Source organism: Pseudomonas botevensis (assembly GCF_019145475.1).
Lineage (GTDB): Bacteria > Pseudomonadota > Gammaproteobacteria > Pseudomonadales > Pseudomonadaceae > Aquipseudomonas > Aquipseudomonas botevensis.
Genome location: NZ_JAHTKI010000015.1, coordinates 75,227 through 98,983 on the forward strand (window position 1 = coordinate 75,227; position 23,757 = coordinate 98,983).

Below are 23,757 nucleotides of genomic sequence, written 5' to 3' on the forward strand. Positions count from 1 at the left end.
CGTTGCGGTACTACCGCAACGGCGTTTTTTGTATTGCCGGGACTGTGCGTTTACTTGACGGTCACAGTGCCTTTCATCATCGAGATGTGGCCCGGGAACGAGCAGAAGAAGCCGTAGGCTTCGCCGGCGGTCAGCTTGGACACGTCGATGGTCAGCGAATCTTTTTCGCCGGCGCCGATGATCTTGGTGTGGGCGATGACGCGAGCGTCGCCTTCCGGCAGGTAGTTCTTGTCGATGCCTGCGGCCAGGCCGGCGGTGGCGATCGGCTGCATGTCGGCTTCTTTACTGATCACCAGGTTATGGCCCATCACGTTCTTCGGCAGGCTGCCGGAGTGGGTCAGTTCGACGGTGAAGGTCTTGCAGCTCTTGTCGATTTCGATGGCCTTGGTGTTGAAGGACATCTGGTCGGTGGAGTCAACGGTGGTTTTACACTCGGCAGCCATCAATTGGCTGCTGGCCAGCGCCAGCAGGGATACCGCAACAACTTTGGAAAACATGGTGAATCTCCAAGGCAGGGTTAACAAAAACACGAGTGGTAGGAAGACTGCCTGAAATCTTCGCAAGTTCATATGACTTGAGTCAAAAATTGTATACAACTTTCAGGCTATGACATCCATCGAAACAATCTACCGGCCAGATTTCCCGGCCAGCTCTATGATCGGCCCATCCAACTGATACGGAGTGCCCGTCATGATCTTTAACGACCTGTTGCGCAGCCTGCTCGCCGCCTATGCCTGCGGCGCCAGCGGCACCTGTGAAATGCCTCGCCGCGAAGTCTAGCCCTTGGAGCGAGGCCTGCCAGCCATTACCCTGTGCGACTGATCGACACAGGAGCAACGCATGTCTCTCACTTCCGTTTGTGTATTTTGCGGCGCCAACGCCGGTACCACCCCGGCGTACACCGAGGCCGCCAAAGCCCTTGGCCGGGCATTGGCCGAACGTAAACTGACTCTGGTCTACGGCGGGGGCGCCGTGGGTTTGATGGGGATCGTCGCCGACGCGGCGCTGGCGGCCGGTGGCGAAGTGATCGGCATCATTCCGCAGAGCCTGATGGACAAGGAAATCGGTCACAAGAGCCTGACCCGCCTGGAAGTGGTCGATGGCATGCACGCCCGCAAGGCGCGGATGGCTGAACTGAGCGACGCCTTCATCGCCCTGCCCGGCGGCCTCGGCACCCTCGAAGAGCTGTTTGAAGTCTGGACCTGGGGCCAGCTCGGCTATCACGGCAAACCGTTGGGCCTGCTGGAAGTGAACGGTTTCTACAGCAAGCTCACCGCGTTTCTCGACCACATCGTCGGCGAAGGTTTCGTCCGCGCACCACACCGCGAGATGCTGCAAGTCAGCGAATCGCCACAGACCTTGCTCGATGCGCTGGATAGCTGGAAACCAACCGTCGCCCCGAAGTGGGTGGACCAGAAACCAGGCTGATCCCGCCAGGAGCTGATCCCGGGCCTCATTGATCCAGTGGCAGCACCGTGACCCGCACCTCCGGGTCATGGCTCCCGCCGCCCAGAATCACCCCGCGCAACGGCGATACATCGGAAAAATCCCGGCCCCAGGCCAGGGTGATGTGTTCCAGCGCCGGTTGCACGTTGTTGGTCGGATCAAAATCGACCCAGCCCAGCACCGGGCAAAACACTGAAACCCAGGCGTGGGACGCATCGGCGCCGATCAACCGGGGTTGCCCCGGCGGTGGCCGGGTCAGCAGATAGCCACTGACGTAACGCGCCGCCAGCCCACGGGAGCGCAGGCAGGCCAGCATCAGGTGAGCGAAGTCCTGACAGACGCCACGTCGACGCTCCAGCACTTCCACCAATGGCGTCGCCACCTGGGTCGCTTCAGCGTCGAAGGTGAATTCGCTGAAGATTTTTTCCATCAAGGCACGCACACCCAGTAACAGGGGACGTCCCGCCGGGAAACAGCTTTCGGAGAACTCGACGAAGCTGCGCTTCAGGTGAACGTAAGGCGACTGGAAACGATAGCGGCAGGCCTCCAGCCGTTCAGCGGACAACGGCTGGCTATTGTAGGTCAGCTCATTGCGCGCCAGTTCCCAGGCCACAGACAGATTGAAATCCAGCGCCGGCCGCGCCAGCACTTCGACCGTCAGACGTGCGTTGACCTGCAACTCATCATGGGGCCGCTCGAAGGCCAGGCGTGTCAGCGGATTGCCGAACACATCCTGCTCATCACGGCGGGTCGTCGGCTCCGGACTGATCAGCAATTGCCGCTCGGTCCAGCGCTGCCAGGCGCATTCCCGGGGCCACAGATGCGCCAGTTGCTGCGCCAGGGAAACCGGGCTGTCGTAGTGATAACAGGTGTCGTGGAGGATCTGGTAACGGGCATTCATCAGACGGACACCGTGCGCTGGCTGACATCATCGACGTGGGCGAAATGGCGCAGGGCCAGACGATCGGACACCTGGCCGCTGGCATCGGCGATGTCCTGCAACAGATCCGCCAGCCCTTCGAGCGCCGCGCGGAGGCTGGATTCACCAAACAGCGGATTCTCCAGGCAACCCAGATCGAAGCGCGCCAGGCGCTCGACCAGACCTGGCAGGCCCGCCTCACGTGGCACGCCGAAATCGTCGCTCAGCCGTTTGAGGGTGCGGGTCACCAGCTTCAACTGGAACAGCACCGCATGAGGGTTCTGTTCATCCAGCAGCAACAGGTCGAGCACCGGAATCAGCTGCGCTACCGCCAGATAGCGCGAGCGATAGGTGATGCTGCTGTTGCCCAGCTCCAGCAACCATTCCAGCCCCGCCTGATCGAAAGCGGCACCGCGCAGAAACCCCGCCAGACTGCTGCTGAGAAACTGCAGGCGTTCGATGCGCCGGCCGATCATCAGAAAGCGCCAGCCCTCGTCGCGGGTCATGTCGTCCAGGGCAAACCCGGACAGCGCCGCCAGCGACATCACCAGCCGGTTGAGGAAGTCCAGCAACTCGCCGAAGTCCGGCGCGTCGGTGTCCAGCTCCGCTGCCTCGCGCTGCAACTCCACCAGCGCCTGCCAGTTTTCCCGCGAGAGCTTGCCGCGCACCTGCGATGCCGCCCACTGCAGGCGTTGCAGGTTGGAGCGCAGGCTGAACGACCAATCATCCCCCAGCAGCGCCGCGAGCAGTCGCTGCGGCAACTCGCCCTCGTCCGGCAACAGCATCAGCCTCTCGCCCAGGGCCACGGCGGCCTGCAACGCCTGCGGGTCATCACCGTCGACGTAGCGCGCGAGCATGATCCGCAACAGCCGCGCACTGCCGTCGCAACGCTCACAGTAGCGGCCGAACCAGAACAGGTTTTCCACCACCCGCGATGGCAGATAAGGGTCGCGCCGTACCAGATCATGCACGCCGATATTGCGCTGGGCCTTCCACTGTTCACCGCTCGGCGGCAGGTCACCGAGTACCCAGGTGTCCTTGCTCGCACCACCGCGCTGCATGGACACCACTTCGGCATCGGCGTCCGCCGCAACACGGGTCAGGCCACCCGGCAACACCCGGTAACCGTCGCGGCTGGCCACCGCGTACATGCGCATGCCGATCGCCCGGGGTTGCAGTTGACCGTTCTCGGGCTGCCAGACCGGCGCGTGGGACAGTTGCGCCAACTCCTGCGCGACGTAGGCATAGGGCCGGGCCTGCATACGCGCGGCCAGCGCCTGGCGCTGCTTTTCGCTCAGGTCGCGACCGAAAACCGGCGTGAAACTCTGCGATGGAAACGCCGGTTTGATCAGCAGTTCCGGGAGTTTTTCCAGGGCCTGGGCCAACACTGGCGCCTCACCGCACCACCAGGTCGCAATGGACGGCAGGATCAGTTCTTCGCCGAACAGGTACTGATTGATCTTCGGCAGAAAGCCCAGCAGCCCGGGCGATTCCAGGACTCCGCTGCCCAGCGCATTCGCCACCAGAACGCGGCCCTGACGCACGGCCTCAAGCAGTCCGGGAACGCCCAGCGCCGAGTCGGTACGCAGCTCCAGCGGGTCGCAGAAGTCATCGTCGAGCCGCCGCATGATCGCGTGAACCCGGCGCAAACCGCTGAGGGTTTTCAGGTAGACCGTGGCGTCGCGCACCGTCAGGTCGCCGCCCTCTACCAGCGGATAGCCGAGCTGACGCGCCAGATACAGATGCTCGAAATAGCTTTCGTTGAATCGCCCCGGCGTCAGCAACACCACCAGCGGCGCCTCATCGACGCAGGGTGCCTGGCGGGCCAGGGTTTCCTGCAAGGTGCGGAAGAACCCGGCCAGATGCTGCACTTTCAAATCCCGATACAACTCGGGAAAGGCCCGGGACACGATGGTGCGGTTTTCCAGCGCATAACCGGCACCGGACGGCGCCTGGGTGCGATCCGCCGTCACCCACCAGCGGCCGTCCGGCGTACGCGCCAGGTCCACGGCATACAGATGCAGAAAGGCATCGTCCGGCAGCGCGAGGCCCTGACACGGCCAGAGGAAATTGTTGTGGCCGAACACCAGTTCCGCCGGCAGCAGGCCCTCGCGGATCAGGCGTTGCGGTCCGTACAGGTCCGCCAGCACCGCATTGAGCAGTCGCGCACGCTGGGCGATCCCGGCCGACAGCTGCTGCCATTCATCATCGGCAATGACATGGGGCAGCAGGTCCAGCTCCCATGGACGATCGGCGCCCTTGGGATCGGCGTAGACGTTATAGGTGACGCCGTTTTCCTGTATCTGTCGCGCCAGCAGTGCCTGACGCTGCCCCAGTTGCGCCGGCGTGCTGCGCTGCAATTGGTCGAACAGCCGCCGCCAATGCGGACGCACCGCCCCGCTGGCGTCGAGCAGTTCGTGATAAGTGCCCGCCGTGAGCGGGTAGCGGTCAAGCAGGTCAGGCATGGAAAGCTCGGCAGCCAGCAAGGAAAGGTCAGACTAACGCAGGCACATGACGCCCGGATATACGAAAAATCCGCGCGTCGTGCCTGAAAAGGGAGACGCTTTAGAAACGTCGCAAATCGAGCGTCATCGGCAACTCGTCAGTCATGGTCAGATTCGGTACAGGAAGTTTCCCCGGCGTGTGGCCGATGCGGAAAAACCGCGCCATGCGCCGACTCTCCGCTTCGTTGGCATTGACCGGCAGCGTCTCGTAATTGCGTCCGCCCGGATGCGCGACGTGGTACTGGCAACCGCCCAGCGAGCGCTGCATCCAGGTGTCGAGCAGGTCGAACACCAGCGGCGCATGCACCGGGATACCGGGTTGCAGGCAGTTGGCCGGTTGCCAGGCGCGAAAACGCACCCCGGCGACAAACTCGCCGACCCGCCCGCTCGGTTGCAGCGGCACCGGGATGCCGTTGCAAGTCAGCCTATAGCGCTGCGGCGCCAGCCCGGTGAGCCTGACCTGCAAACGCTCCAGCGAGGAGTCGACGTAGCGCACCGTGCCGCCCGCCGTACCCTCCTCGCCCAGCACATGCCAAGGCTCGAGGGCCTGGCGCAGTTCCAGTTCGATGCCGTTGACCGCGTAATCGCCGACCTTGGGAAAGCGGAACTCCCGATGCGCAGCGAACCACTCGGCGCGCAGCGGATAACCGGCGTTGTTCAGCTCAACGATGACGTCGGCGAAATCCTGTTCGATAAAGTGCGGCAACAGAAAGCGGTCATGCAGTTCCGTGCCCCAGCGCGCCAGTTTCGACGGCGCGTAAGGCTCGCGCCAGAACCGCGCCACCAGCGCTCGCAACAGCAACTGCTGAGCCAGGCTCATACGCGCATGGGGCGGCATCTCGAACGCCCGCAACTCCAACAGGCCAAGGCGCCCGGTGGCGCCATCCGGCGAATAGAGTTTGTCGATACAGAATTCGGCGCGATGGGTGTTGCCGGTGACATCGATCAGCAAATTGCGCAGCAACCGGTCCACCCGCCACGGCGGACATACCTCACCCGGCGCGGGCATTTGCGCGAAGGCGATCTCCAGCTCATACAGCGCGTCATTGCGCGCTTCATCAACCCGTGGCGCCTGGGAAGTCGGGCCGATGAACAATCCGGAAAACAGGTAGGACAACGACGGATGGTTATGCCAGTAACTGATCAGGCTGCGCAGCAGATCCGGGCGGCGGAGAAACGGTGAGTCGGCCGGTGTCGCGCCACCCAGTACGAAATGGTTGCCGCCGCCGGTGCCGGTATGCCGGCCATCGATCAGAAACTTCTCGGTAGTGAGTCGGGTCTGTCGTGCCTGTTCGTAAAGAAATTCGGTGCGCTCGACCAGTTCATCCCAGGTCGCGGACGGTTGCACGTTGACTTCGATCACCCCCGGATCCGGTGTGATGCGCAAATTGCTCAGGCGCGGATCGCTCGGCGGCTCGTAGCCCTCCAGCAGCACCGGGCAATGCAGTTCTTCGGCGGTGGCCTCGATGGCCGTGACCAGTTCCAGATAATCCTCGACCCGCTCCAACGGCGGCATGAACAGGTACAACCGGCCCTCGCGAGCCTCCGCGCAGAATGCAGTGCGGGTCAGCCAGTCGGCGGACTGGTCGATGGCCGGTCGGCGCTCCTCAGGCCTGGCGGCCTCGCCAGGATTGCTGAGCTGCGCGGTGTCGGGCAGATCCGGGAAGTCCTGATTCGGGTCATTGGGGTGGATAAACGGGTACTCGGCGGCCTTCACCCAGGGTTGCGAAGCCAATGGCAGGCGATAGCCCAGCGGTGAGTCCCCCGGCACCAGACGACAATGCTCGTCGCGCAGATACCAGCGCCCGCTCTGCCATTGATCGCCTTTGGCGGTGCGCGCCAGCGGCAGTACCTGGCCGATCACTTTATCGAGCCCCTGGCTGAACACTTTGCGCAGGCGTGCGCGCTCCAGCGGGTCTTCCAGACGCGAGTCTTCGGCACTGACGTTGCTCGGCAATGCGCCCTCGCGCCACAGGTAATAGAAGTTGTCCTCGTAGGCCGGGAAGACAAACCGCTCAGGCAATTTCAGGCGTTCGGCGACACTCGCCAGAAAACGCCCGGCCAGTTGGCCATCGGCGCCGTAGTCCTGCTGCTCGTCGGCGATCAGCGCGCTGTTGTGCCAGATCGGCACGCCATCGCGGCGCCAGTAACTGTTCAACGACCAGCGCGGCAGTTGTTCGCCGGGATACCACTTGCCCTGCCCGAAATGCACCAGCCCCTGCGGCGCGTAGTGTTTGCGCAGGCGCTGGAACAGTTCGGCGGAAAGCCGGCGCTTGTCCGCGCCCAGGGCGGCGGTGTTCCACTCGGCGCCGTCCGGGTCGTCGATGGACACAAAAGTCGGCTCACCGCCCATGGTCAGGCGCACGTCGCCCTCCAGCAGGTCGGCATCGACCTGCCGGCCCAGCGCCTGGATCGCCAGCCATTGCTCATCGGTGTAGGGCTTGGTGACCCGTGGCGCCTCCCAGATCCGCTCCACCGACATCTCATGGCTGAATTCGCACTCGCAAGGCTCCACCAGCCCACTGATCGGCGCCGCCGACGACGGATCGGGACTACAGGCCAAGGGAATATGCCCTTCACCGGCGAACAGTCCGGACGTGGCGTCCAGGCCGATCCATCCGGCGCCGGGCAGGTAAACCTCGCACCAGGCATGCAGATCGGTGAAGTCCACTTCGGTGCCGGACGGGCCGTCGAGGCTTTTCACATCCGCCGTCAGTTGAATCAGATATCCAGAGACGAAGCGCGCCGCCAGTCCGAGATTGCGCAGCAGTTGCACCAGCAGCCACGCCGAATCGCGGCAGGATCCCGAGGCGTGCTCAAGGGTGTGCTCCGGGGTTTGCACCCCGGGCTCCATGCGGATCAGGTAGTTGATGTCCTCACTCAGGCGCTGATTGAGCGCCACCAGGAAGTCCACGGCCGGCAACGGCGTGCGCTCGATGGCGTCCAGATAGGCTTTGAACTTCGGCGTCAGGGGCAAGGTTTCGAGGTATGGCGCCAGTTCCTTGCGCTCATCGGCGGCGTAGGCGAAGGGGATTTTCTCGGCATAGGGTTCGAGGAAAAAGTCGAACGGATTGAACACCGCCATCTCGGCCAGCAGATCGACTTCGATCCGCAGTTCTTGCGTCTTCTCGGGAAACACCAGCCGTGCCAGATAGTTGCCCTGGGGGTCCTGCTGCCAGTTGATGAAATGCTGCTCGGGCGCGACTTTCAGCGCATAGGACAGAATCCGCGTGCGGCTGTGGGCGGCCGGGCGCAGACGAACGATCTGCGGGCCGAGTTCGACCGCGCGTTCATAGCGATAATGCGTGACGTGGTGCAATGCGACATGGATCGACACGGCGTGCCTCCTGCGAGTCTGAGCGTTTTCGAAAGCGCGCAAGACTTATGCCATGCAGGGACCTGGGCGCTTTCCCGGAAATGCTCAGGGCAGTACAGCACCAAAATCGGGCGGCGGAGGAAAACGCGCGCACGTCATTGCACGCAAATGTTGCGAAGAGTGCCCTAACCCTCTCCCGGAGGGCGAGGGGACTGACCGTGGTGATTATCAGCCCTGCGCCGACGCAGTCGAGTTTTGAAAAGCATGAAGATCGGCTCCCTTTCCCCCTCGCCCCCTGGGGGAGAGGGCTGGGGGGTAAATCTCACTGCCACCCAAAATCCCGAAACCAGAAATGCAAAACGCCAACCCGAAGGTTGGCGTTCTGTTCAGCTCAATCAAAACTCAGCGCGGGACGACCGGCTTGCGTGTCGGCTTCGGCCCTTTGCCTTTGGCCGCGTCCTTGCGCTCCTTGGCCGCCTGCTGGTTGCGGGCGAATGCCGCCGCCTTGGCCTGTTCACGCTTGTCCCACGGATTACCGCCATCACTGGCACGCGGCGGCAGGCCGTTGTGCTGGGTGAGGATCTTGGTGGTCTTCTCTTTCGCCACTTTATGGCTGCCGGCCGGCGTCGAGTTCTTGCGACGGGCGCTCTGGTAGCTGTCGGTGGACGGCTGGTGCAGCGGAATCAGCTGGTTCTTGCCCGGCCCGATCAGATCGCCGCGACCCATGCGGATCAGCGCTTCACGCAGCATCGGCCAGCCTTTCGGATCGTGATAACGCAAGAACGCCTTGTGCAGGCGACGCTGCTCTTCGCTCTTGACGATGGTCACGCCGTCGCTCTTGTATGTCACCTTGCGCAGCGGGTTCTTGCCCGAGTGATACATCGCGGTGGCGGACGCCATCGGCGACGGGTAGAACGCCTGCACCTGGTCGGCACGGAAGCCGTTGCCCTTGAGCCACAGGGCCAGGTTCATCATGTCTTCATCGGTGGTGCCCGGATGCGCGGCGATGAAGTACGGAATCAGGTATTGCTCCTTGCCCGCTTCCTTGGAGAACTTCTCGAACATGCGCTTGAACCGGTCATAGGTGCCGATGCCCGGTTTCATCATCTGGTTGAGCGGACCTTCCTCGGTGTGTTCCGGGGCGATCTTCAGGTAACCGCCGACGTGGTGGGTCACCAGTTCTTTGACGTACTCCGGCGACTCGACCGCAAGGTCGTAGCGCAGGCCGGAAGCAATCAGGATCTTCTTCACACCCGGCAATGCACGGGCGCTGCGGTACAGCTGAATCAGCGACGAGTGGTCGGTGTTCAGGTTCGGACAGATCCCCGGGAACACGCAGGATGGCTTGCGGCACGCGGATTCGATTTCCGGGCTCTTGCAGGCGATGCGGTACATGTTCGCGGTCGGGCCGCCGAGGTCGGAAATGACACCGGTGAAGCCCGGCACCTTGTCGCGGATCTCTTCGATTTCGCGAATGATCGACTCTTCGGAACGGTTCTGGATGATCCGGCCTTCGTGCTCGGTGATCGAGCAGAAGGTGCAGCCACCGAAGCAGCCGCGCATGATGTTCACCGAGAAACGGATCATGTCGTAGGCCGGGATCTTTTCCTGGCCGTAGGCAGGATGCGGAATACGGGCGTAGGGCATGCCGAACACGTAGTCCATTTCCTCGGTGGTCATCGGAATCGGCGGCGGGTTGAACCAGACATCGACTTCGCCATGCTTCTGCACCAGCGCGCGGGCGTTGCCCGGGTTGGTTTCCAGGTGCAACACGCGGTTGGCGTGAGCGTACAGAACCGGGTCGTTGCGCACTTTTTCCACGGACGGCAGGCGGATGACGGTTTTGTCACGCGTCATCTTCGGGCTGGCCAGGATCTGCACGACCTTGGCTTCCTGTGGATCTTCGACCGGGCCCTTCTCCTGTTCGATGGCGCAGGCGGCGGTGTCCTGGGTGTTGACGTACGGGTTGATGATCTTGTCGATCTTGCCCGGACGGTCGATGCGCGTGGAGTCGACTTCGTACCAGCCTTGTGGCGTGTCACGACGAATGAACGCAGTACCGCGCACATCGGTGATGTCTTCGATCTTGTGCCCGTAGGACAGACGCTGGGCGACTTCGACGATGGCCCGCTCGGCGTTGCCGTACAGCAGGATGTCGGCGCTGGCGTCGATCAGGATCGAGTTGCGCACGCGATCCTGCCAGTAGTCGTAGTGAGCAATCCGCCGCAACGAAGCTTCGATACCGCCGAGCACGATCGGCACGTGCTTGTAGGCTTCCTTGCAGCGCTGGCTGTAGACCAGGCTCGCGCGGTCCGGACGCTTGCCGGCCATGCCGCCCGGGGTGTAGGCGTCGTCGGAGCGGATTTTCTTGTCGGCGGTGTAGCGGTTGATCATCGAGTCCATGTTGCCGGCCGCGACACCGAAGAACAGGTTCGGCTCGCCGAGCTTCATGAAATCGTCTTTGGACTGCCAGTTCGGCTGGGCGATGATCCCGACGCGGAAGCCCTGGGACTCCAGCAGCCGGCCGATGATCGCCATGCCGAACGACGGGTGATCGACATAGGCATCACCGGTGACGATGATGATGTCGCAGGAGTCCCAGCCGAGCTGATCCATCTCCTCCCTGCTCATCGGCAGGAATGGCGCCGGCCCGAAACATTCGGCCCAGTACTTCGGATAGTCAAATAACGGCTTGGCTGCTTGCATGTCGATAACCGGTGTTGGCTTTCATGGAATTTCGCGGGCGCGGAATATAGCACAAATTTTGACCAATTCCGACGGCTGTGGTCGGAAATTACCGCATCCCCTTCGCAGGCGGGTGATGCTCCCTGCGTGAGCAGGCTTGCCCGCGAAGAGGTCGGTCAGACGCTGAAAATCTTACTCATCGTCGTCGAAGTTGTAGCTACCCGGCGCCAGGTTCTCGAAACGTGTGTATTTACCGATGAACGCCAGGCGGATAAAGCCGATCGGGCCGTTCCGCTGCTTGCCGATGATGATCTCAGCGATGCCTTTGTGTTCGGTCTCCGGGTGATACACCTCGTCCCGGTACACGAACATGATGACGTCGGCGTCCTGCTCGATCGCTCCGGATTCCCGCAAGTCGGAGTTCACCGGGCGCTTGTTCGGGCGTTGTTCCAGGGAGCGGTTGAGCTGCGACAGCGCGACCACCGGGCAGTTGAATTCCTTGGCCAGGGCCTTGAGGGATCGCGAGATCTCGGAAATCTCGTTGGTCCGGTTGTCACCGCTGGAGCCTGGAATCTGCATCAACTGCAGGTAGTCGATCATGATCAGGCCGATTTCGCCATGTTCACGCACCAGACGCCGGGTTCGCGCACGCATTTCCGAGGGGCTGATACCGGCGGTGTCATCGATGAACAGCTTGCGGTCGTTGAGCAGGTTGACCGCCGACGTCAGGCGCGGCCAGTCGTCGTCTTCCAGTTGGCCGGAACGCACCTTGGTCTGGTCGATACGGCCGAGGGAAGACAGCATACGCATCATCAACGATTCGCCTGGCATCTCGAGGGAGTACACCAGCACCACCTTGTCGCTGCGCAGCACCGCGTTTTCCACCAGGTTCATCGCGAAGGTGGTCTTGCCCATCGACGGACGGCCGGCGACGATGATCAGGTCGGCCGGCTGCAGGCCGCTGGTTTTGTCGTCGAGGTCGGTGTAGCCGGTCGACAGGCCAGTGATCCCCTCACCGGTGTTGAACAGCGTGTCGATGCGGTCGATGGCCTTGGTCAGCAATTCGTTGACACCGACCGGGCCGGTAGTCTTGGGGCGCGCCTCGGCAATCTGGAAGATCTGCCGTTCGGCTTCATCAAGGATTTCTTCGGCGGTGCGACCTTCAGGGTTGAAGGCTGCGTCGGCGATTTCCGTGCTGATGCCGATCAATTGGCGCAACGTCGCACGCTGGCGGACGATCTGCGCATAGGCCTTGATGTTGGCGACGGACGGCGTGTTTTTCGCCAGCTCACCAAGGTAACCGAGGCCGCCGACTTGCGAGGTCTGCCCTTCCTTGTCCAATTGCTCGGCCAGGGTCACGACGTCGATCGGCATGTTCTGATCGGCCAGTTTGGCGATCGCACGGAAGATCAGGCGGTGGTCATGTCGATAGAAATCGCCGTCGGAGACTTGATCGAGCACGCGTTCCCAGGCGTTGTTGTCCAGCATCAGACCACCGAGCACGGCCTGTTCGGCCTCGATGGAATGCGGTGGCACCTTCAGGGCGGCGGTTTGCAGATCGTACTGCTCGGGAGCGGAGATATCGTTCATGGCCACTTGAGTTTGGTTAAAAGCAGGAGTCACAGAAAGACAAAGGGCACGACCTGTAAACAGGATCGTGCCCGATGTTAACCGCCTGACGGACAAGCCGCCAGCCGATCAGGTGTTGCTTAGGCTGCTACCACGACAACGCGTACGGTGGCTTCAACTTCGGCGTGCAGGTGCACGGCCACGTCGAATTCACCCACGTTGCGGATGGTGCCGTTCGGCAGACGAACTTCGCTTTTCGCAACTTCAACGCCGGAGGCGGTCAGTGCGTCAGCGATGTCGTGAGTACCGATCGAACCGAACAGCTTGCCTTCGTCACCAGCGGTGGCAGTGATGGTCACTTCCAGCTCGGCCAGGTGAGCAGCGCGGCTTTCAGCCGATGCTTTACGGTCTGCGGCAGCTTTTTCCAGCTCAGCACGACGCTCTTCGAACGCAGCCAGGTTGGCAGCGGTCGCAGCGGTAGCTTTGCCGAAAGGCAGCAGGTAGTTACGGCCGTAACCAGCCTTAACGTTTACTTTGTCGCCCAGGTTGCCCAGGTTGGCGATTTTTTCCAGAAGGATCAGTTGCATGTGGAAATCCTCTTAACTTTTAACCTTCACCGTTCGCGTTATCCGCGTCTTTCGACACGTGACGACCGCGAAAATCAATCAGGCTGTCGACAATGGCCAGAACCACGAGCAACGGATAGATCAGCTGCATGAACAGCAACAGCGTCACGTACAACCCCACCAGCCAGAAACCGGCCAGTCGCCTTTGCGCCACCAGCCCGTGAATCAGGGCCAGCCCGGCGAACACCAGCGGTACGCTGCACAACGGCGTCAACATGGCCATCTGTGCGCCCAGATTGGGGCCCAGAAGCATCAACGCCAGCAGCAACATCGCTGGTCCCAGCGGGATCCGGATGGCGCGAAACTCGCGACCAAAACCACCCGGGTTGTACAACAACGCCTGCCAGTAACGCCCGACAATCAGGCTCAGCACGCTGACGATCTGCAACAGGGCCGCAATCAGTCCGGTAAGGACCGGTGCAATCAGCGACGCGAAACGCGCCTGCTCGTCTACCGACAATCGTTGGTAGGCGTCACCGAGAAGCGACGGCATGACCTTTATCAAGGCCTGCGCCAGCATCTCGATCTGGGGCGCGAATACCGCCCCGAGCACAACTGAAAACACCAATCCCGCTGCTACGCTGACCAGCAGCACGCGGACCCAGGATTCACTTGCGCGCAACACCAGCGCAAGGCTCGAAGACCCCAGCAGCACCAGAAGTGCCCGTGGGTCGTCGGCATACAGCCACCAGATCAAGGCCGGCAGCATTCCCAGGAACAGAACGCCAAGGGCGTCCGTCAATCCGCGCCGCAGGAGCACCAGGCTCCCGGCGGCAGCACCCAACCAATACAACAACGGCAATGTTGCACACCCGGCCACTACAAGAGTGGCCTGCATACGGCCGCGCATGATGAACTCAGCTAAGGCACGCATGCATTCAATCCTTTGCTACTTGTCGACTACCCGGTCTCAGCGGCCGTGGCTGTCGGTGTAGGCCAGCAGGGCCAGGAAGCGGGCGCGCTTGATAGCGGTGGCCAGCTGACGCTGATAACGAGCTTTGGTACCGGTGATACGGCTTGGAACGATTTTGCCGGTCTCGGATACGTAGGCTTTCAGAGTGTTGAGATCTTTGTAATCGATCTCTTTCACGTCTTCAGCGGTGAAGCGGCAGAATTTACGACGACGGAAGAAACGTGCCATTTAATAGGCTCCTTAAAAGGTCCGTGGATTACTCGTCAGCGTTATCGCTGGAATCGCCTTCATCACCATCAACGCCTTCGACGTCGGAGTGCTCTGGACGATCGCGACGCTCACGGCGCTCACTGCGGTTTTCTTCAGCCTTGAGCATCTCGGACTGGCCGGTAACGGCTTCGTCGCGACGGATGACCAGGTTACGGATCACTGCATCGTTGTAGCGGAAGTTGTCTTCCAGCTCGGCCAGGGCCTTGCCGGTGCACTCAACGTTCAGCATCACGTAGTGAGCCTTGTGAACATTGTTGATTGCGTAGGCCAGTTGACGACGGCCCCAGTCTTCCAGACGGTGGATTTTGCCGCCGTCTTCTTCGATCAGCTTGGTGTAACGCTCAACCATGCCGCCGACTTGCTCGCTCTGGTCAGGGTGGACCAGAAAGATGATTTCGTAATGACGCATGAATGCTCCTTACGGGTTGTAGCCTGCCGCTCAAAAACGGTCAGACAAGGAGTGAATGACACTTGTGGACTTGCCGGCGCGGGGCACATCGGTGCCTGCCGTCACAGCAAGGGGCGCAATTGTAGAGAAGGGATTGGAGCGGTGCAAGGCAATTGGTGATTATTTGAACAACCACTCATCCTCGCCCTGATACAAAAGCACTGAGGGAGCGGGCTTGCTCGCGAAGGGGATACATCAGGCAACACTTTCATGTCGACTGACACCCCACTTTTCGCGAGCACGCTCGCTCCCCCAGGTTCGAATCAGGCTTTTTTGGCGGCAGCCCTGGCTTTTGCACCGCGCTGGCGCTGAGCCTCGAACAGGCAGACACCGGTCGCCACGGACACGTTGAGACTGCTGACGCTGCCGGCCATCGGCAAATGCACCAGATAGTCGCAATGCTCGCGGGTCAGGCGACGCATGCCTTTGCCTTCGGCGCCCATGATCAGGATGGTCGGGCCGGTCAGGTCCTGGTCGTAAAGGCTGACCTCGGCCTCCCCCGCCGTACCGACGATCCACAGACCACGCTGCTGGAGTTTCTCCAGGGTGCGCGCAAGGTTGGTCACGGCCACCAGCGGAATCACTTCCGCCGCGCCGCAAGCGACTTTACGCACCACCGGGGTCAGGGTCGCCGATTTGTCTTTCGGCACGATCACCGCCAGCGCACCGGCGGCATCCGCCGAACGCAGGCAGGCACCGAGGTTATGCGGATCGGTCACGCCGTCGAGCACCAGCAACAGCGGCGCGCCTTCGGTGCGATCGAGCAGCTCGTCGAGCATCGCTTCACCCCAGACCTGGCTCGGGCTGACCTCGGCGACGACGCCCTGATGCACACCTTCAACCCAGGCATCCATCTCGCGGCGCTCGGCCTGACCGATCTGGACACGGTTTTCGTTGGCCAGTTCGATCAGCGGCTGTACGCGCGGATCGTTGCGACTTTCCGCCAGCCAGATCTGCTTGACGCGTTTTGGGTGGTGACGCAGCAACGCTTCTACCGCGTGAACGCCGTAGATTTTTTCCAACTGACTCATGACTTCGCCTTCGGTTTACGTGCCCCGCCGCTTTTGGCTGGAGCCGAACCCGCTTTTGGCGGGCCTTTACGGTGTTTGCTCGGCTTGGCTGGCTTGCCGCCGGCAGACTTGTCAGGCGCAGAACGCCCGGTCTTGCCACCCGATGGCGCCTTACCGCCGGTTTTGGCATCGGCCAGCAAGGCCTTCTTCATCTCCCGGCTTTTGCGCAGCTCGGCGTTTTTCGCCACGGCATCGCTTGGACGGTAGGCTTCGGACGCTTTTTCCTTGGCTGGACGGCGGCTGGCGGTTTTCGCCGGTGCCGGTTCGGCGGCGGTCTTCGCGGCAGGCGCAGCGGTTTCGGTGCCACGCTTTTTGCGACCGATCGGCGCGCTGATGGTTTTTTCCGCCATCTCGAAATCGATCTTGCGCTCGTCGAGGTCGACGCGCATGACGCGCACTTCGACGGTATCGCCGAGACGGAAGCTGCGACCGGTACGCTCACCCGCCAGGCGGTGGTGTACAGGATCGAAGTGGTAGTAGTCGCCCGGCAGCGCGGTGACGTGCACCAGGCCTTCGACGTAGATGTCGGTCAGCTCGACGAACAGACCGAAACCTGTCACGGCGGTGATCACGCCCGGGAAAGACTCGCCCACGCGGTCCTTCATGAACTCGCACTTGAGCCAGTTCACGACATCGCGGGTCGCTTCGTCGGCACGGCGCTCGCTCATCGAGCACTGCTCGCCGAGCTGCTCCAGTGCCGCTTCGTCGTACGGGTAGATGCGCGCCTTCGGAATGGTCATCGCACCGGCACGGCGAACGTGCGGGGTGTTCTGCTTGGAGTGGATCACGCTGCGGATCGCCCGGTGCGTGAGCAAGTCCGGGTAACGACGGATCGGCGAAGTGAAGTGGGTGTAGGCTTCGTAGTTCAGGCCGAAGTGGCCGTCGTTTTCGGCGCTGTACACCGCCTGGCTCAGGGAGCGCAGCATCACGGTCTGGATCAGGTGGAAATCCGGACGATCCTTGATGCTCGCCAGCAGGGCCTGGTAGTCCTTCGGCGTCGGGCCGTCCTTGCCTTTGTGCAGGGACAGACCGAGCTCGCCGAGGAACGCGCGCAGTTTTTCCAGACGCTCCGGCGGCGGGCCGTCGTGAACGCGGTACAGCGCCGGGATTTCATGCTTCTGCAGGAATTCGGCGGTGGCCACGTTGGCCGCCAGCATGCATTCCTCGATCAGCTTGTGCGCATCGTTGCGGGTCGTCGGACGGATTTCGGCGATCTTGCGCTCGGAACCGAAGATGATCCGGGTTTCCTGGGTCTCGAAATCGATCGCGCCACGCACATGGCGGGCAGCCAGCAGCACCTTGTACAGCGAATAGAGCTGCTTGAGGTGCGGCACGATGTCGGTGTATTCGCCGCGCAGCTTGCGCGCCTCGGTGGCTTTCGGCGTTTCCAGCATCGCGCTGACCTTGTTGTAGGTCAGGCGGGCGTGGGAGTGGATCACCGCCTCATAGAAGCAGTAGTCGGTCATCTCACCGGATTTGGAGATGGTCATCTCGCAGACCATCGCCAGACGGTCGACGTGCGGGTTCAGCGAGCACAGACCGTTGGACAGTTGCTCAGGAAGCATCGGCACCACGCGCTCGGGGAAGTACACCGAGTTGCCGCGCACCTGGGCTTCGTTGTCCAGGGCCGAGCCGATCTTCACGTAACTGGAAACGTCGGCAATCGCCACGTACAGCTTCCAGCCGCCGGAGAACAGGCGCAGCTTGCCCGGTTTGGCTTCGCAATAGACCGCGTCGTCGAAGTCACGGGCATCTTCGCCGTCGATGGTGACGAACGGAAGATGGCGCAGGTCGACGCGCTTCTCTTTGTCCTTTTCCTCGACTTCCGGCTTGAGCTTGGCAGCTTCCTTCAGAACAGCCTCAGGCCAGACGTGCGGAATGTCGTAGGTACGCAGGGCAACATCGATTTCCATGCCCGGCGCCATGTAGTTGCCGACCACTTCGATCACGTCGCCTTGCGGCTGGAAGCGCGGCGTCGGCCAGTGGGTGATTTTCACCTCGACGAACTGACCGATCTGCGCGTTGGCGTTGCGGCCCGGAGTGACCAGCACTTCCTGCTGGATCTTCGGGTTGTCCGCGACGACGAAACCGATGCCACCCTCCTCGAAGTAGCGACCGACGATGCTTTCGTGGGCACGGGAAACCACTTCGACGATCACGCCTTCACGACGACCGCGACGGTCCAGGCCGGAAACCCGCGCCAGGGCGCGGTCACCGTCGAACACCAGACGCATCTGCGCCGGACTCATGAACAGATCGTCGGAGCCATCATCCGGCACCAGGAAGCCGAAGCCGTCACGGTGGCCGCTGATGCGACCCAGGATCAGATCGAGCTTGTCCACCGGCGCGTACGTACCACGGCGGGTGTAGATCAGTTGAGCATCGCGTTCCATGGCGCGCAGGCGGCGGCGCAGGGCTTCGATCTGGTCTTCCGTGGTCAGACCGAACTCTTCGACCAGTTGCTCACGGGCAGCAGGCGAACCCCGATCAGCAAGGTGCTGAAGGATCAGTTCGCGGCTGGGAATAGGGTTTTCGTATTTTTCCGCTTCACGAGCGGCCTCGGGATCGAGGGACTGCCAATCGGCCATTAGAGAGTTTTCACCTTGTCTATATGCGGGCTAGTTTGGCATAGGCGCCCTGAAACGGGAAATTTCAGACTATATAAGGCCCATCTGAAGCCTTGTATCGACGCTCGAAAGCCGTTTTCAACACTGCCGGTAAAAAAAATCATTTTTTTTGCCGGCAGGGGTTTACAGTTAAAAAGGCGCTCCGTATAGTGCGCGCCATCGACGACGTAGACGCTGTCGATGATGCCCAGGTGGTGAAATTGGTAGACACGCCAGCTTCAGGTGCTGGTGACCTTACGGTCGTGGAAGTTCGAGTCTTCTCCTGGGCACCAATTTCGAGTTTGAGACTAGATCAGTTTCAAGACTCACACAAAAACCCGCGAAAGCGGGTTTTTTGCATTTTGCGGAACCGTTTCTGAAAAACTGATTTATTAAAATCAAATCAGGGGTTTACAGATCAAAGGACGCTCCGTATAGTGCGCCACATCAACAGCGGCAACGCTCGCGATGAATGCCCAGATGGTGAAATTGGTAGACACGCCAGCTTCAGGTGCTGGTGACCTTACGGTCGTGGAAGTTCGAGTCTTCTTCTGGGCACCAATTCAAATTCAAGGTTACGACCTTGAGTTTCACAAAAACCCGCGAAAGCGGGTTTTTGCGTTTCTGGCGTTCAGAAATCATCTGGCGGCAGATCCGCCGGCCGCGAAGCGCATCTGAGAAACAATATCGTTTATCATTGTTGCAAGTTTTTGCAATGCGACAGTGAGGAACCCTGCGAATGATGTTTCGAAATACCCTGCGCCGAGGCCTGACCTTCATCCTCCTCGGCCTGGCACTCGCCACTCCCCTCACCCAGGCTGCCGACGCGGTTTCCCTGACTCTCTACAACGGCCAGCACAAGGAAGTCGGCGACGCGATCGCCAAGGCCTTCGAAGCCAAGACCGGCATTCACGTCAATGTACGCAAGGGCAGCAGCAATCAGCTCGCCAGCCAGATCATCGAAGAAGGCGACCGCTCCCCCGCCGACGTCATTTACACCGAAGAATCCCCACCGCTGAACAACCTCGGCGAACAAGGCCTGCTGGCCAAGGCCGACGACGCCACCCTGGCCGTTCTGCCGAAAAAGTACGTCGCCGGCAATGGCACCTGGATCGGCGTGACCGCCCGGGTTCGCGTGGTCGCCTTCAACCCGAAACTGATCGATGAAAAAGACCTGCCCAAATCGGTGCTGGATTTCGCCGACCCGCAATGGCAAGGCAAAGTCGGTTTCGTTCCCACCAGCGGCGCGTTCCAGGAACAGGCCGTCGCCATCATCAAGAAGCACGGACGTGATGCCGCCGAAGAATGGCTGACCGGCCTGCGCGCCTTCGGCAAGACCTACAGCAACAACATGGTCGCCCTCAAAGCCGTGGAGAACGGCGAAGTCGCCACCGTTCTGGTGAACAATTATTACTGGTTCGCCCTGCAACGAGAGAAAGGCAAGCTCGATTCGAAACTGCATTACTTCACCGGCGGCGATGTCGGCGGACTGATCACCGTATCCAGCGCCGCCGTACTCAAGTCCAGCAAACATCCAAAAGAAGCGCAGCAATTTCTCGCCTACATGGCCAGCGAAGAAGGCCAGCGCGTGATCACCCAGACCACCGCCGAATACCCGCTGCATAAAGGCATGGAATCGGATCGCGGCCTCAAGCCGTTCAGCGAACTGGAAGCACCGGACGTCACCCCGGCGGATCTGGGCAATGCCGAAGAAGCGCTGGATCTGGAACGCGAAGTTGGCCTGAACTGATGGCCGCATCGCTATCCGTCACGCGCAGGGAGTACGTGCCACGGCGCAAACGGCCATCGATCTGGTTGATTCTGCCGGTATTGCTGCTGGTGGTCTTGAGCCTGTTGCCGCTGGCCTATGTCGGGCTGAAAGCCTGGCAGGCCGGCTGGGCACAGGCGCTGCATTTGCTGTGGCGCCCTTACGTGTTCGGCCTGCTGCGCAACACTCTGGCGCTGATGGTCGGCGTGACGCTGGCTTGCGGTGTGATCGGCCTGTCGCTGGCCTGGTTGCTGGAACGCAGCAACCTGCCAGGACGACGTCTGTGGGGGGTGATTCTGTGCCTGCCGTTCGCAGTGCCGGCCTTCGTCAGCAGTTTCACCTGGGTTTCCCTGAGTGCGCAGTTCGAAGGCCTCGGCGGAGCGATTCTGGTGATGAGCCTGTCGAAATACCCGCTGATCTTCCTGCCGGTGGCGGCGACGCTGCGCAACCTCGATCCGTCTCTTGAAGAGTCGGCCCGCACACTGGGGCAGAATCGCTGGGGCGTGTTTTTCCGCGTCACCCTGCCCTTGCTCTGGCCGTCGCTGCTGGCCGGCTCGCTGCTGATTGCCCTGCACATGCTGGTGGAGTTCGGCGCGTTGTCGATCATCGGTCTGCAAACCTTCACCACCGCGATCTATCAGCAATTCGAGCTGGAATTCAGCAACGCCAACGCGGCGATGCTTTCCGCAGTGTTGCTAGCGCTGTGTCTGGTGCTGCTGTGGCTGGAGTTGCGCGTGCGCGGCAAGGGCCGACACGTGCGCACCGGCCAAGGTGCAGCGCGTCAGGCGGAACAGGTTCGACTCGGGCCTTGGGCCATTGCCGGTCAGTTGTACTGCCTGCTGCTGGCAATTGTCGGCAGCGGGATTCCGCTGGGCATGCTGGCCTACTGGCTGGCGGTCGGATCGTCGGCAGCGTTTCCGGTCGCGGCCATCACCGAAGCCCTGTTGTCGTCGCTGGCACTGTCTCTCGGCGGCGCGGGATTGTGTCTGCTGCTGGCAGTGCCGGTCGGATTGCTGGTGGTGCGCTACAAAGGCCAACTGGCGATCTGGGCCGAGCGCCTGCCCTATCTGCTGCACGCCCTGCCGGGGCTGGTGATTGCGCTGACGCTGGTGTATTTCGCCCTGCATTACGTGCCGGTGCTGTATCAGACTTCGACCTTGCTGCTGATTGCCTATGCCTTGCTGTTTCTGCCATTGGCACAGGCGCCGATCCGCACGGCACTGAACAAGGCGGCACCACAGCTGGAAGAGGCCGCGCGCACGCTGGGCGCATCGTCGTTCACGGCATTTTGCCGGGTGACCCTGCCGATCATTTTCCCGGCTTTGGGCGCAGCGTTTGCGCTGGTATTTCTGGATGCCATGAAGGAACTGACGGCGACGTTGCTGCTCAGCCCTACAGGGCTGAACACATTGGCGACCGAGGTGTGGGCGCACACCGCGAATGTCGAGTTCGCAGCCGCAGCGCCTTATGCGGCATTGCTGATCGTGGTGTCGGGCCTGCCTGTGTATCTGCTGACGACCCGGATGTATTTGAGCCGATAAAAAAATCGCAGCCGAAGCTGCGATTTTTTTTGCCGGCATATCAGGCCCGGAATTGCCCCAGACTCGCCTTGAGCTGCGCGGCCAGGCCATCCAGGACCTTGCCGCTGGCCGTGGTTTCCACCACCGCCTGCGCGGCCTTCTCGGCCTGGGCATGAATCGTTTCGACTCGTCCGCGTACCGCCTGCGCACCTTGCGCCTGATGTGCCGCCGCCTGAGTCGCCAGGCCAATCGCCGCATGCACCTGCTCGACCGAAGCCTGTACCGATTGCTGCAACCGCGCGCTGTCGCGCAGCACCAGCAAACCTTCGCTGGCCTGGCGCCCGGCCTGACCGATCGCTTCCACCGCCTCACGGGCGCCCTGCTGCAAGGCGACGATGTGCGCCTGAATGTCGCCGGTCGAGCTTTGTGTCTTGCTCGCCAAGGCACGCACTTCGTCCGCCACCACGGCAAAGCCACGACCGGTTTCGCCGGCCCGCGCCGCTTCGATCGCCGCGTTGAGCGCCAGCAGGTTGGTCTGTTCGGCGATGCCGTGAATCACGGTCAGCACCACTTCGATCTGCTCGCTCTGCTGCGCCAGGCGTTCGATGACTTTCGCTCCAGTATCGACCTGCCCCGCCAGCGCCTCGATCAGGCTGCCGACCTTGGCCGACGTGCGGGTGTTTTCATCGGTGGCCTGACGGATATCGACCACTTGCTTCAACGCGGCCTGCATGGCATGGCTTTCCGATTGCGCCTCGTCGGCCATTTGCGAAAGCGCCCGCAAACTTTCCGCCACTTCATCACGCTGCATCCCGGCCGCCGCGTCGGCGCCGGCATTGCGCAAGGTCATGGCGCCGATTTCCACGCCGGTGCGCTGGGCCACATCCCCGGCCTCGCGCACGATCGGCTGCAACTTATCCACAAAGCGGTTGACCGCCGACGCCATGTCGCCGATCTCGTCCTTGCTGTTGATCTGCACGCGCTTGGTCAGATCGCCTTCGCCGGCGGCAAGGTCGTCCATCGCGGCGTTGAGCATCTTCAGCCGATTGACCACGCGATGCCCCAGCACCACCGCCAGCAGCAACAGCACGCCGGCCCCCACCAGTGCCAGGCCCATGCCGATGCGCCAGCGCAGCGTCGCGGCGGCGTCCTGCACGGTGCTGGTGGTGTTGGCTTTCATTTCACCGGCGGTGGATTGTGCCGATTGCAGGCGCGCACGCATCGCCGTAGCACTGTCGGCCGCCGCCCCCTTGAGGCTGTCGCCGACCAGTTGATCGCTGCTGGCAATCAACGCCGAGAAACGCTGATCGAGCGCCGCCAGGTCGGTTTCCACCGACGCGGTGGAAACGCCCATCAACACCTTGCCGATTTCCACGCCGTTCGGATTGATCGACGCTTCGATATAGAAAACCGACGGATCGTTCTTTGCCGCATCCAGCAACTTGTCCAGCGCCCGCTCGCCCTGGCCTTTTTCCAGCAGAGCCTTGTTGATCGGGTTTTCGCGGTTGAGGTAGCGCGTCAGATGCTGGCCCGTGGCGTCGTCGTAGACCACGAACAACACGTTGGGATTACGCTGGGCACGCCGGGCGAATTCGGACAGGGTCGGAACGTCGCTGTCCCACATGGCGCGAGGCGCGACGGAAGCCAGCAACTGGGCCATGTCATTGGCCGAGTCCTTCAGGTCTTTTTCCAGGGTCGCACGCAGTTGCGCCTGCTCGTCCTTCAGACGCGAGGACAGGCCGGCCGTGAGACGCTGGCGGGTACTGGAGGAAAGGCTGTCGAGGCTCGACGTGACTTCGCGCCCGGCCTGTTCCAGTTCGCCGGACAGCTTCTGGCTGTCGGCGCCCAGACGAGTGCCGAGGTCGGCTTCCAGCGCCGTGACGGTGCTTCGCGTCAGGGCGACGGCCACCAGCACTTGCACCAAAAGGGCGATACCAAGGGTAACGAACACGGGCCGCAATAAACGGCTTTGTAACAGCGAGAGAACGGCCGACACTGTGAATCCCTCTACTTCTGACGCCATTAATTTGATGGCATTCTTGTCGGGATATTTACAGCAAAGGTCGTGCCGTCCAACAGGCATAAACGACAAAGGCC

At 61.8% G+C, this 23,757-nt stretch carries 16 protein-coding genes and 2 tRNA genes; 5 read left to right on the top strand and 13 right to left on the bottom strand.

All coding sequences use genetic code 11. The features are described 5' to 3' along the window. Positions 1-50: 50 nt before the first annotated feature. On the bottom strand, positions 51-497 hold the full coding sequence (azu, locus tag KVQ74_RS19080) for an azurin (RefSeq protein WP_217832718.1): 447 nt from the start codon (positions 495-497) through the stop codon (positions 51-53). A gap of 343 nt (positions 498-840) precedes the next feature. Between azu and KVQ74_RS19085 the strand changes: the two genes are divergently transcribed. Continuing rightward, the gene (locus KVQ74_RS19085; protein ID WP_217832719.1) at positions 841-1,428 is read left to right on the top strand and encodes an LOG family protein; all 588 of its coding nucleotides are present in this window, start codon (positions 841-843) and stop codon (positions 1,426-1,428) included. Positions 1,429-1,453: 25 nt separating this feature from the next. On the opposite strand, the gene KVQ74_RS19090 is transcribed toward KVQ74_RS19085, so the two are convergent. The 11 genes from KVQ74_RS19090 to rnr form a co-directional block, all read right to left on the bottom strand. Further along, positions 1,454-2,347, bottom strand: a complete 894-nt coding sequence (locus KVQ74_RS19090; protein WP_217832720.1) for a transglutaminase family protein — start codon at positions 2,345-2,347, stop codon at positions 1,454-1,456. Further along, positions 2,347-4,830, bottom strand: coding sequence for a circularly permuted type 2 ATP-grasp protein (locus KVQ74_RS19095; protein ID WP_217832721.1), 2,484 nt, complete (start codon positions 4,828-4,830; stop codon positions 2,347-2,349). The genes KVQ74_RS19090 and KVQ74_RS19095 overlap by 1 nt, the downstream gene beginning before the upstream one ends. A 100-nt stretch (positions 4,831-4,930) precedes the next feature. Then, positions 4,931-8,206: a transglutaminase family protein gene (locus KVQ74_RS19100; protein ID WP_217832722.1), complete on the bottom strand. Its 3,276-nt coding sequence runs from the start codon at positions 8,204-8,206 to the stop codon at positions 4,931-4,933. A gap of 381 nt (positions 8,207-8,587) precedes the next feature. Beyond that, positions 8,588-10,891 (bottom strand): YgiQ family radical SAM protein, encoded by a 2,304-nt coding sequence (locus KVQ74_RS19105; RefSeq protein WP_217832723.1) that lies wholly within the window; start codon positions 10,889-10,891, stop codon positions 8,588-8,590. A gap of 171 nt (positions 10,892-11,062) precedes the next feature. Beyond that, complete coding sequence (gene dnaB / locus KVQ74_RS19110; protein ID WP_217832724.1) at positions 11,063-12,460, bottom strand: replicative DNA helicase; 1,398 nt, start codon at positions 12,458-12,460, stop codon at positions 11,063-11,065. Between the two features lie 119 nt (positions 12,461-12,579). Then, on the bottom strand, positions 12,580-13,026 hold the full coding sequence (gene rplI / locus KVQ74_RS19115) for a 50S ribosomal protein L9 (protein WP_169428620.1): 447 nt from the start codon (positions 13,024-13,026) through the stop codon (positions 12,580-12,582). Positions 13,027-13,045: 19 nt separating this feature from the next. Beyond that, the gene (locus KVQ74_RS19120; protein WP_217832725.1) at positions 13,046-13,939 is read right to left on the bottom strand and encodes a hypothetical protein; all 894 of its coding nucleotides are present in this window, start codon (positions 13,937-13,939) and stop codon (positions 13,046-13,048) included. Between the two features lie 36 nt (positions 13,940-13,975). Continuing rightward, positions 13,976-14,206, bottom strand: coding sequence for a 30S ribosomal protein S18 (gene rpsR, locus KVQ74_RS19125; protein WP_002551829.1), 231 nt, complete (start codon positions 14,204-14,206; stop codon positions 13,976-13,978). Positions 14,207-14,234: 28 nt separating this feature from the next. Next, a complete protein-coding gene (gene rpsF / locus KVQ74_RS19130) occupies positions 14,235-14,657 on the bottom strand; it encodes a 30S ribosomal protein S6 (RefSeq protein WP_217832726.1) in 423 nt (140 codons plus the stop codon). A 302-nt stretch (positions 14,658-14,959) separates the two neighbouring features. Next, positions 14,960-15,727 carry a 23S rRNA (guanosine(2251)-2'-O)-methyltransferase RlmB gene (rlmB, locus tag KVQ74_RS19135; RefSeq protein ID WP_217832727.1) on the bottom strand — a complete coding sequence of 256 codons (768 nt, stop codon included), beginning with the start codon at positions 15,725-15,727 and terminating at the stop codon, positions 14,960-14,962. Next, positions 15,724-18,354: a ribonuclease R gene (rnr, locus tag KVQ74_RS19140; protein WP_217832728.1), complete on the bottom strand. Its 2,631-nt coding sequence runs from the start codon at positions 18,352-18,354 to the stop codon at positions 15,724-15,726. The genes rlmB and rnr overlap by 4 nt, the downstream gene beginning before the upstream one ends. Before the next feature lie 224 nt (positions 18,355-18,578). Between rnr and KVQ74_RS19145 the strand changes: the two genes are divergently transcribed. From KVQ74_RS19145 to KVQ74_RS19160, 4 genes are all read left to right on the top strand, one after another. Next, a tRNA-Leu gene (locus tag KVQ74_RS19145) sits at positions 18,579-18,665 on the top strand. 181 nt (positions 18,666-18,846) lie between these two features. Then, a tRNA-Leu gene (locus KVQ74_RS19150) sits at positions 18,847-18,933 on the top strand. 178 nt (positions 18,934-19,111) lie between these two features. Then, positions 19,112-20,122 (top strand): iron ABC transporter substrate-binding protein, encoded by a 1,011-nt coding sequence (locus tag KVQ74_RS19155; RefSeq protein WP_217832729.1) that lies wholly within the window; start codon positions 19,112-19,114, stop codon positions 20,120-20,122. Then, the gene (locus tag KVQ74_RS19160) at positions 20,122-21,681 is read left to right on the top strand and encodes an ABC transporter permease (RefSeq protein WP_217832730.1); all 1,560 of its coding nucleotides are present in this window, start codon (positions 20,122-20,124) and stop codon (positions 21,679-21,681) included. The genes KVQ74_RS19155 and KVQ74_RS19160 overlap by 1 nt, the downstream gene beginning before the upstream one ends. 40 nt (positions 21,682-21,721) lie before the next feature. Here KVQ74_RS19160 and KVQ74_RS19165 read toward each other — a convergent pair whose 3' ends face one another. Beyond that, positions 21,722-23,656 carry a methyl-accepting chemotaxis protein gene (locus tag KVQ74_RS19165; RefSeq protein ID WP_217832731.1) on the bottom strand — a complete coding sequence of 645 codons (1,935 nt, stop codon included), beginning with the start codon at positions 23,654-23,656 and terminating at the stop codon, positions 21,722-21,724. Positions 23,657-23,757: the final 101 nt, after the last annotated feature.

Excerpts from the sequence above, each read along its gene's own strand:
- azu (WP_217832718.1), bottom strand. The coding sequence starts at position 497 with ATGTTTTCCAAAGTTGTTGCGGTATCCCTGCTGGCGCTGGCCAGCAGC.
- KVQ74_RS19085 (WP_217832719.1), top strand. The coding sequence starts at position 841 with ATGTCTCTCACTTCCGTTTGTGTATTTTGCGGCGCCAACGCCGGTACC.
- KVQ74_RS19090 (WP_217832720.1), bottom strand. The coding sequence starts at position 2,347 with ATGAATGCCCGTTACCAGATCCTCCACGACACCTGTTATCACTACGAC.
- KVQ74_RS19095 (WP_217832721.1), bottom strand. The coding sequence starts at position 4,830 with ATGCCTGACCTGCTTGACCGCTACCCGCTCACGGCGGGCACTTATCAC.
- KVQ74_RS19105 (WP_217832723.1), bottom strand. The coding sequence starts at position 10,891 with ATGCAAGCAGCCAAGCCGTTATTTGACTATCCGAAGTACTGGGCCGAA.
- dnaB (WP_217832724.1), bottom strand. The coding sequence starts at position 12,460 with ATGAACGATATCTCCGCTCCCGAGCAGTACGATCTGCAAACCGCCGCC.
- rplI (WP_169428620.1), bottom strand. The coding sequence starts at position 13,026 with ATGCAACTGATCCTTCTGGAAAAAATCGCCAACCTGGGCAACCTGGGC.
- KVQ74_RS19120 (WP_217832725.1), bottom strand. The coding sequence starts at position 13,939 with ATGCGTGCCTTAGCTGAGTTCATCATGCGCGGCCGTATGCAGGCCACT.
- rpsR (WP_002551829.1), bottom strand. The coding sequence starts at position 14,206 with ATGGCACGTTTCTTCCGTCGTCGTAAATTCTGCCGCTTCACCGCTGAA.
- rpsF (WP_217832726.1), bottom strand. The coding sequence starts at position 14,657 with ATGCGTCATTACGAAATCATCTTTCTGGTCCACCCTGACCAGAGCGAG.
- rlmB (WP_217832727.1), bottom strand. The coding sequence starts at position 15,727 with ATGAGTCAGTTGGAAAAAATCTACGGCGTTCACGCGGTAGAAGCGTTG.
- rnr (WP_217832728.1), bottom strand. The coding sequence starts at position 18,354 with ATGGCCGATTGGCAGTCCCTCGATCCCGAGGCCGCTCGTGAAGCGGAA.
- KVQ74_RS19155 (WP_217832729.1), top strand. The coding sequence starts at position 19,112 with ATGATGTTTCGAAATACCCTGCGCCGAGGCCTGACCTTCATCCTCCTC.
- KVQ74_RS19160 (WP_217832730.1), top strand. The coding sequence starts at position 20,122 with ATGGCCGCATCGCTATCCGTCACGCGCAGGGAGTACGTGCCACGGCGC.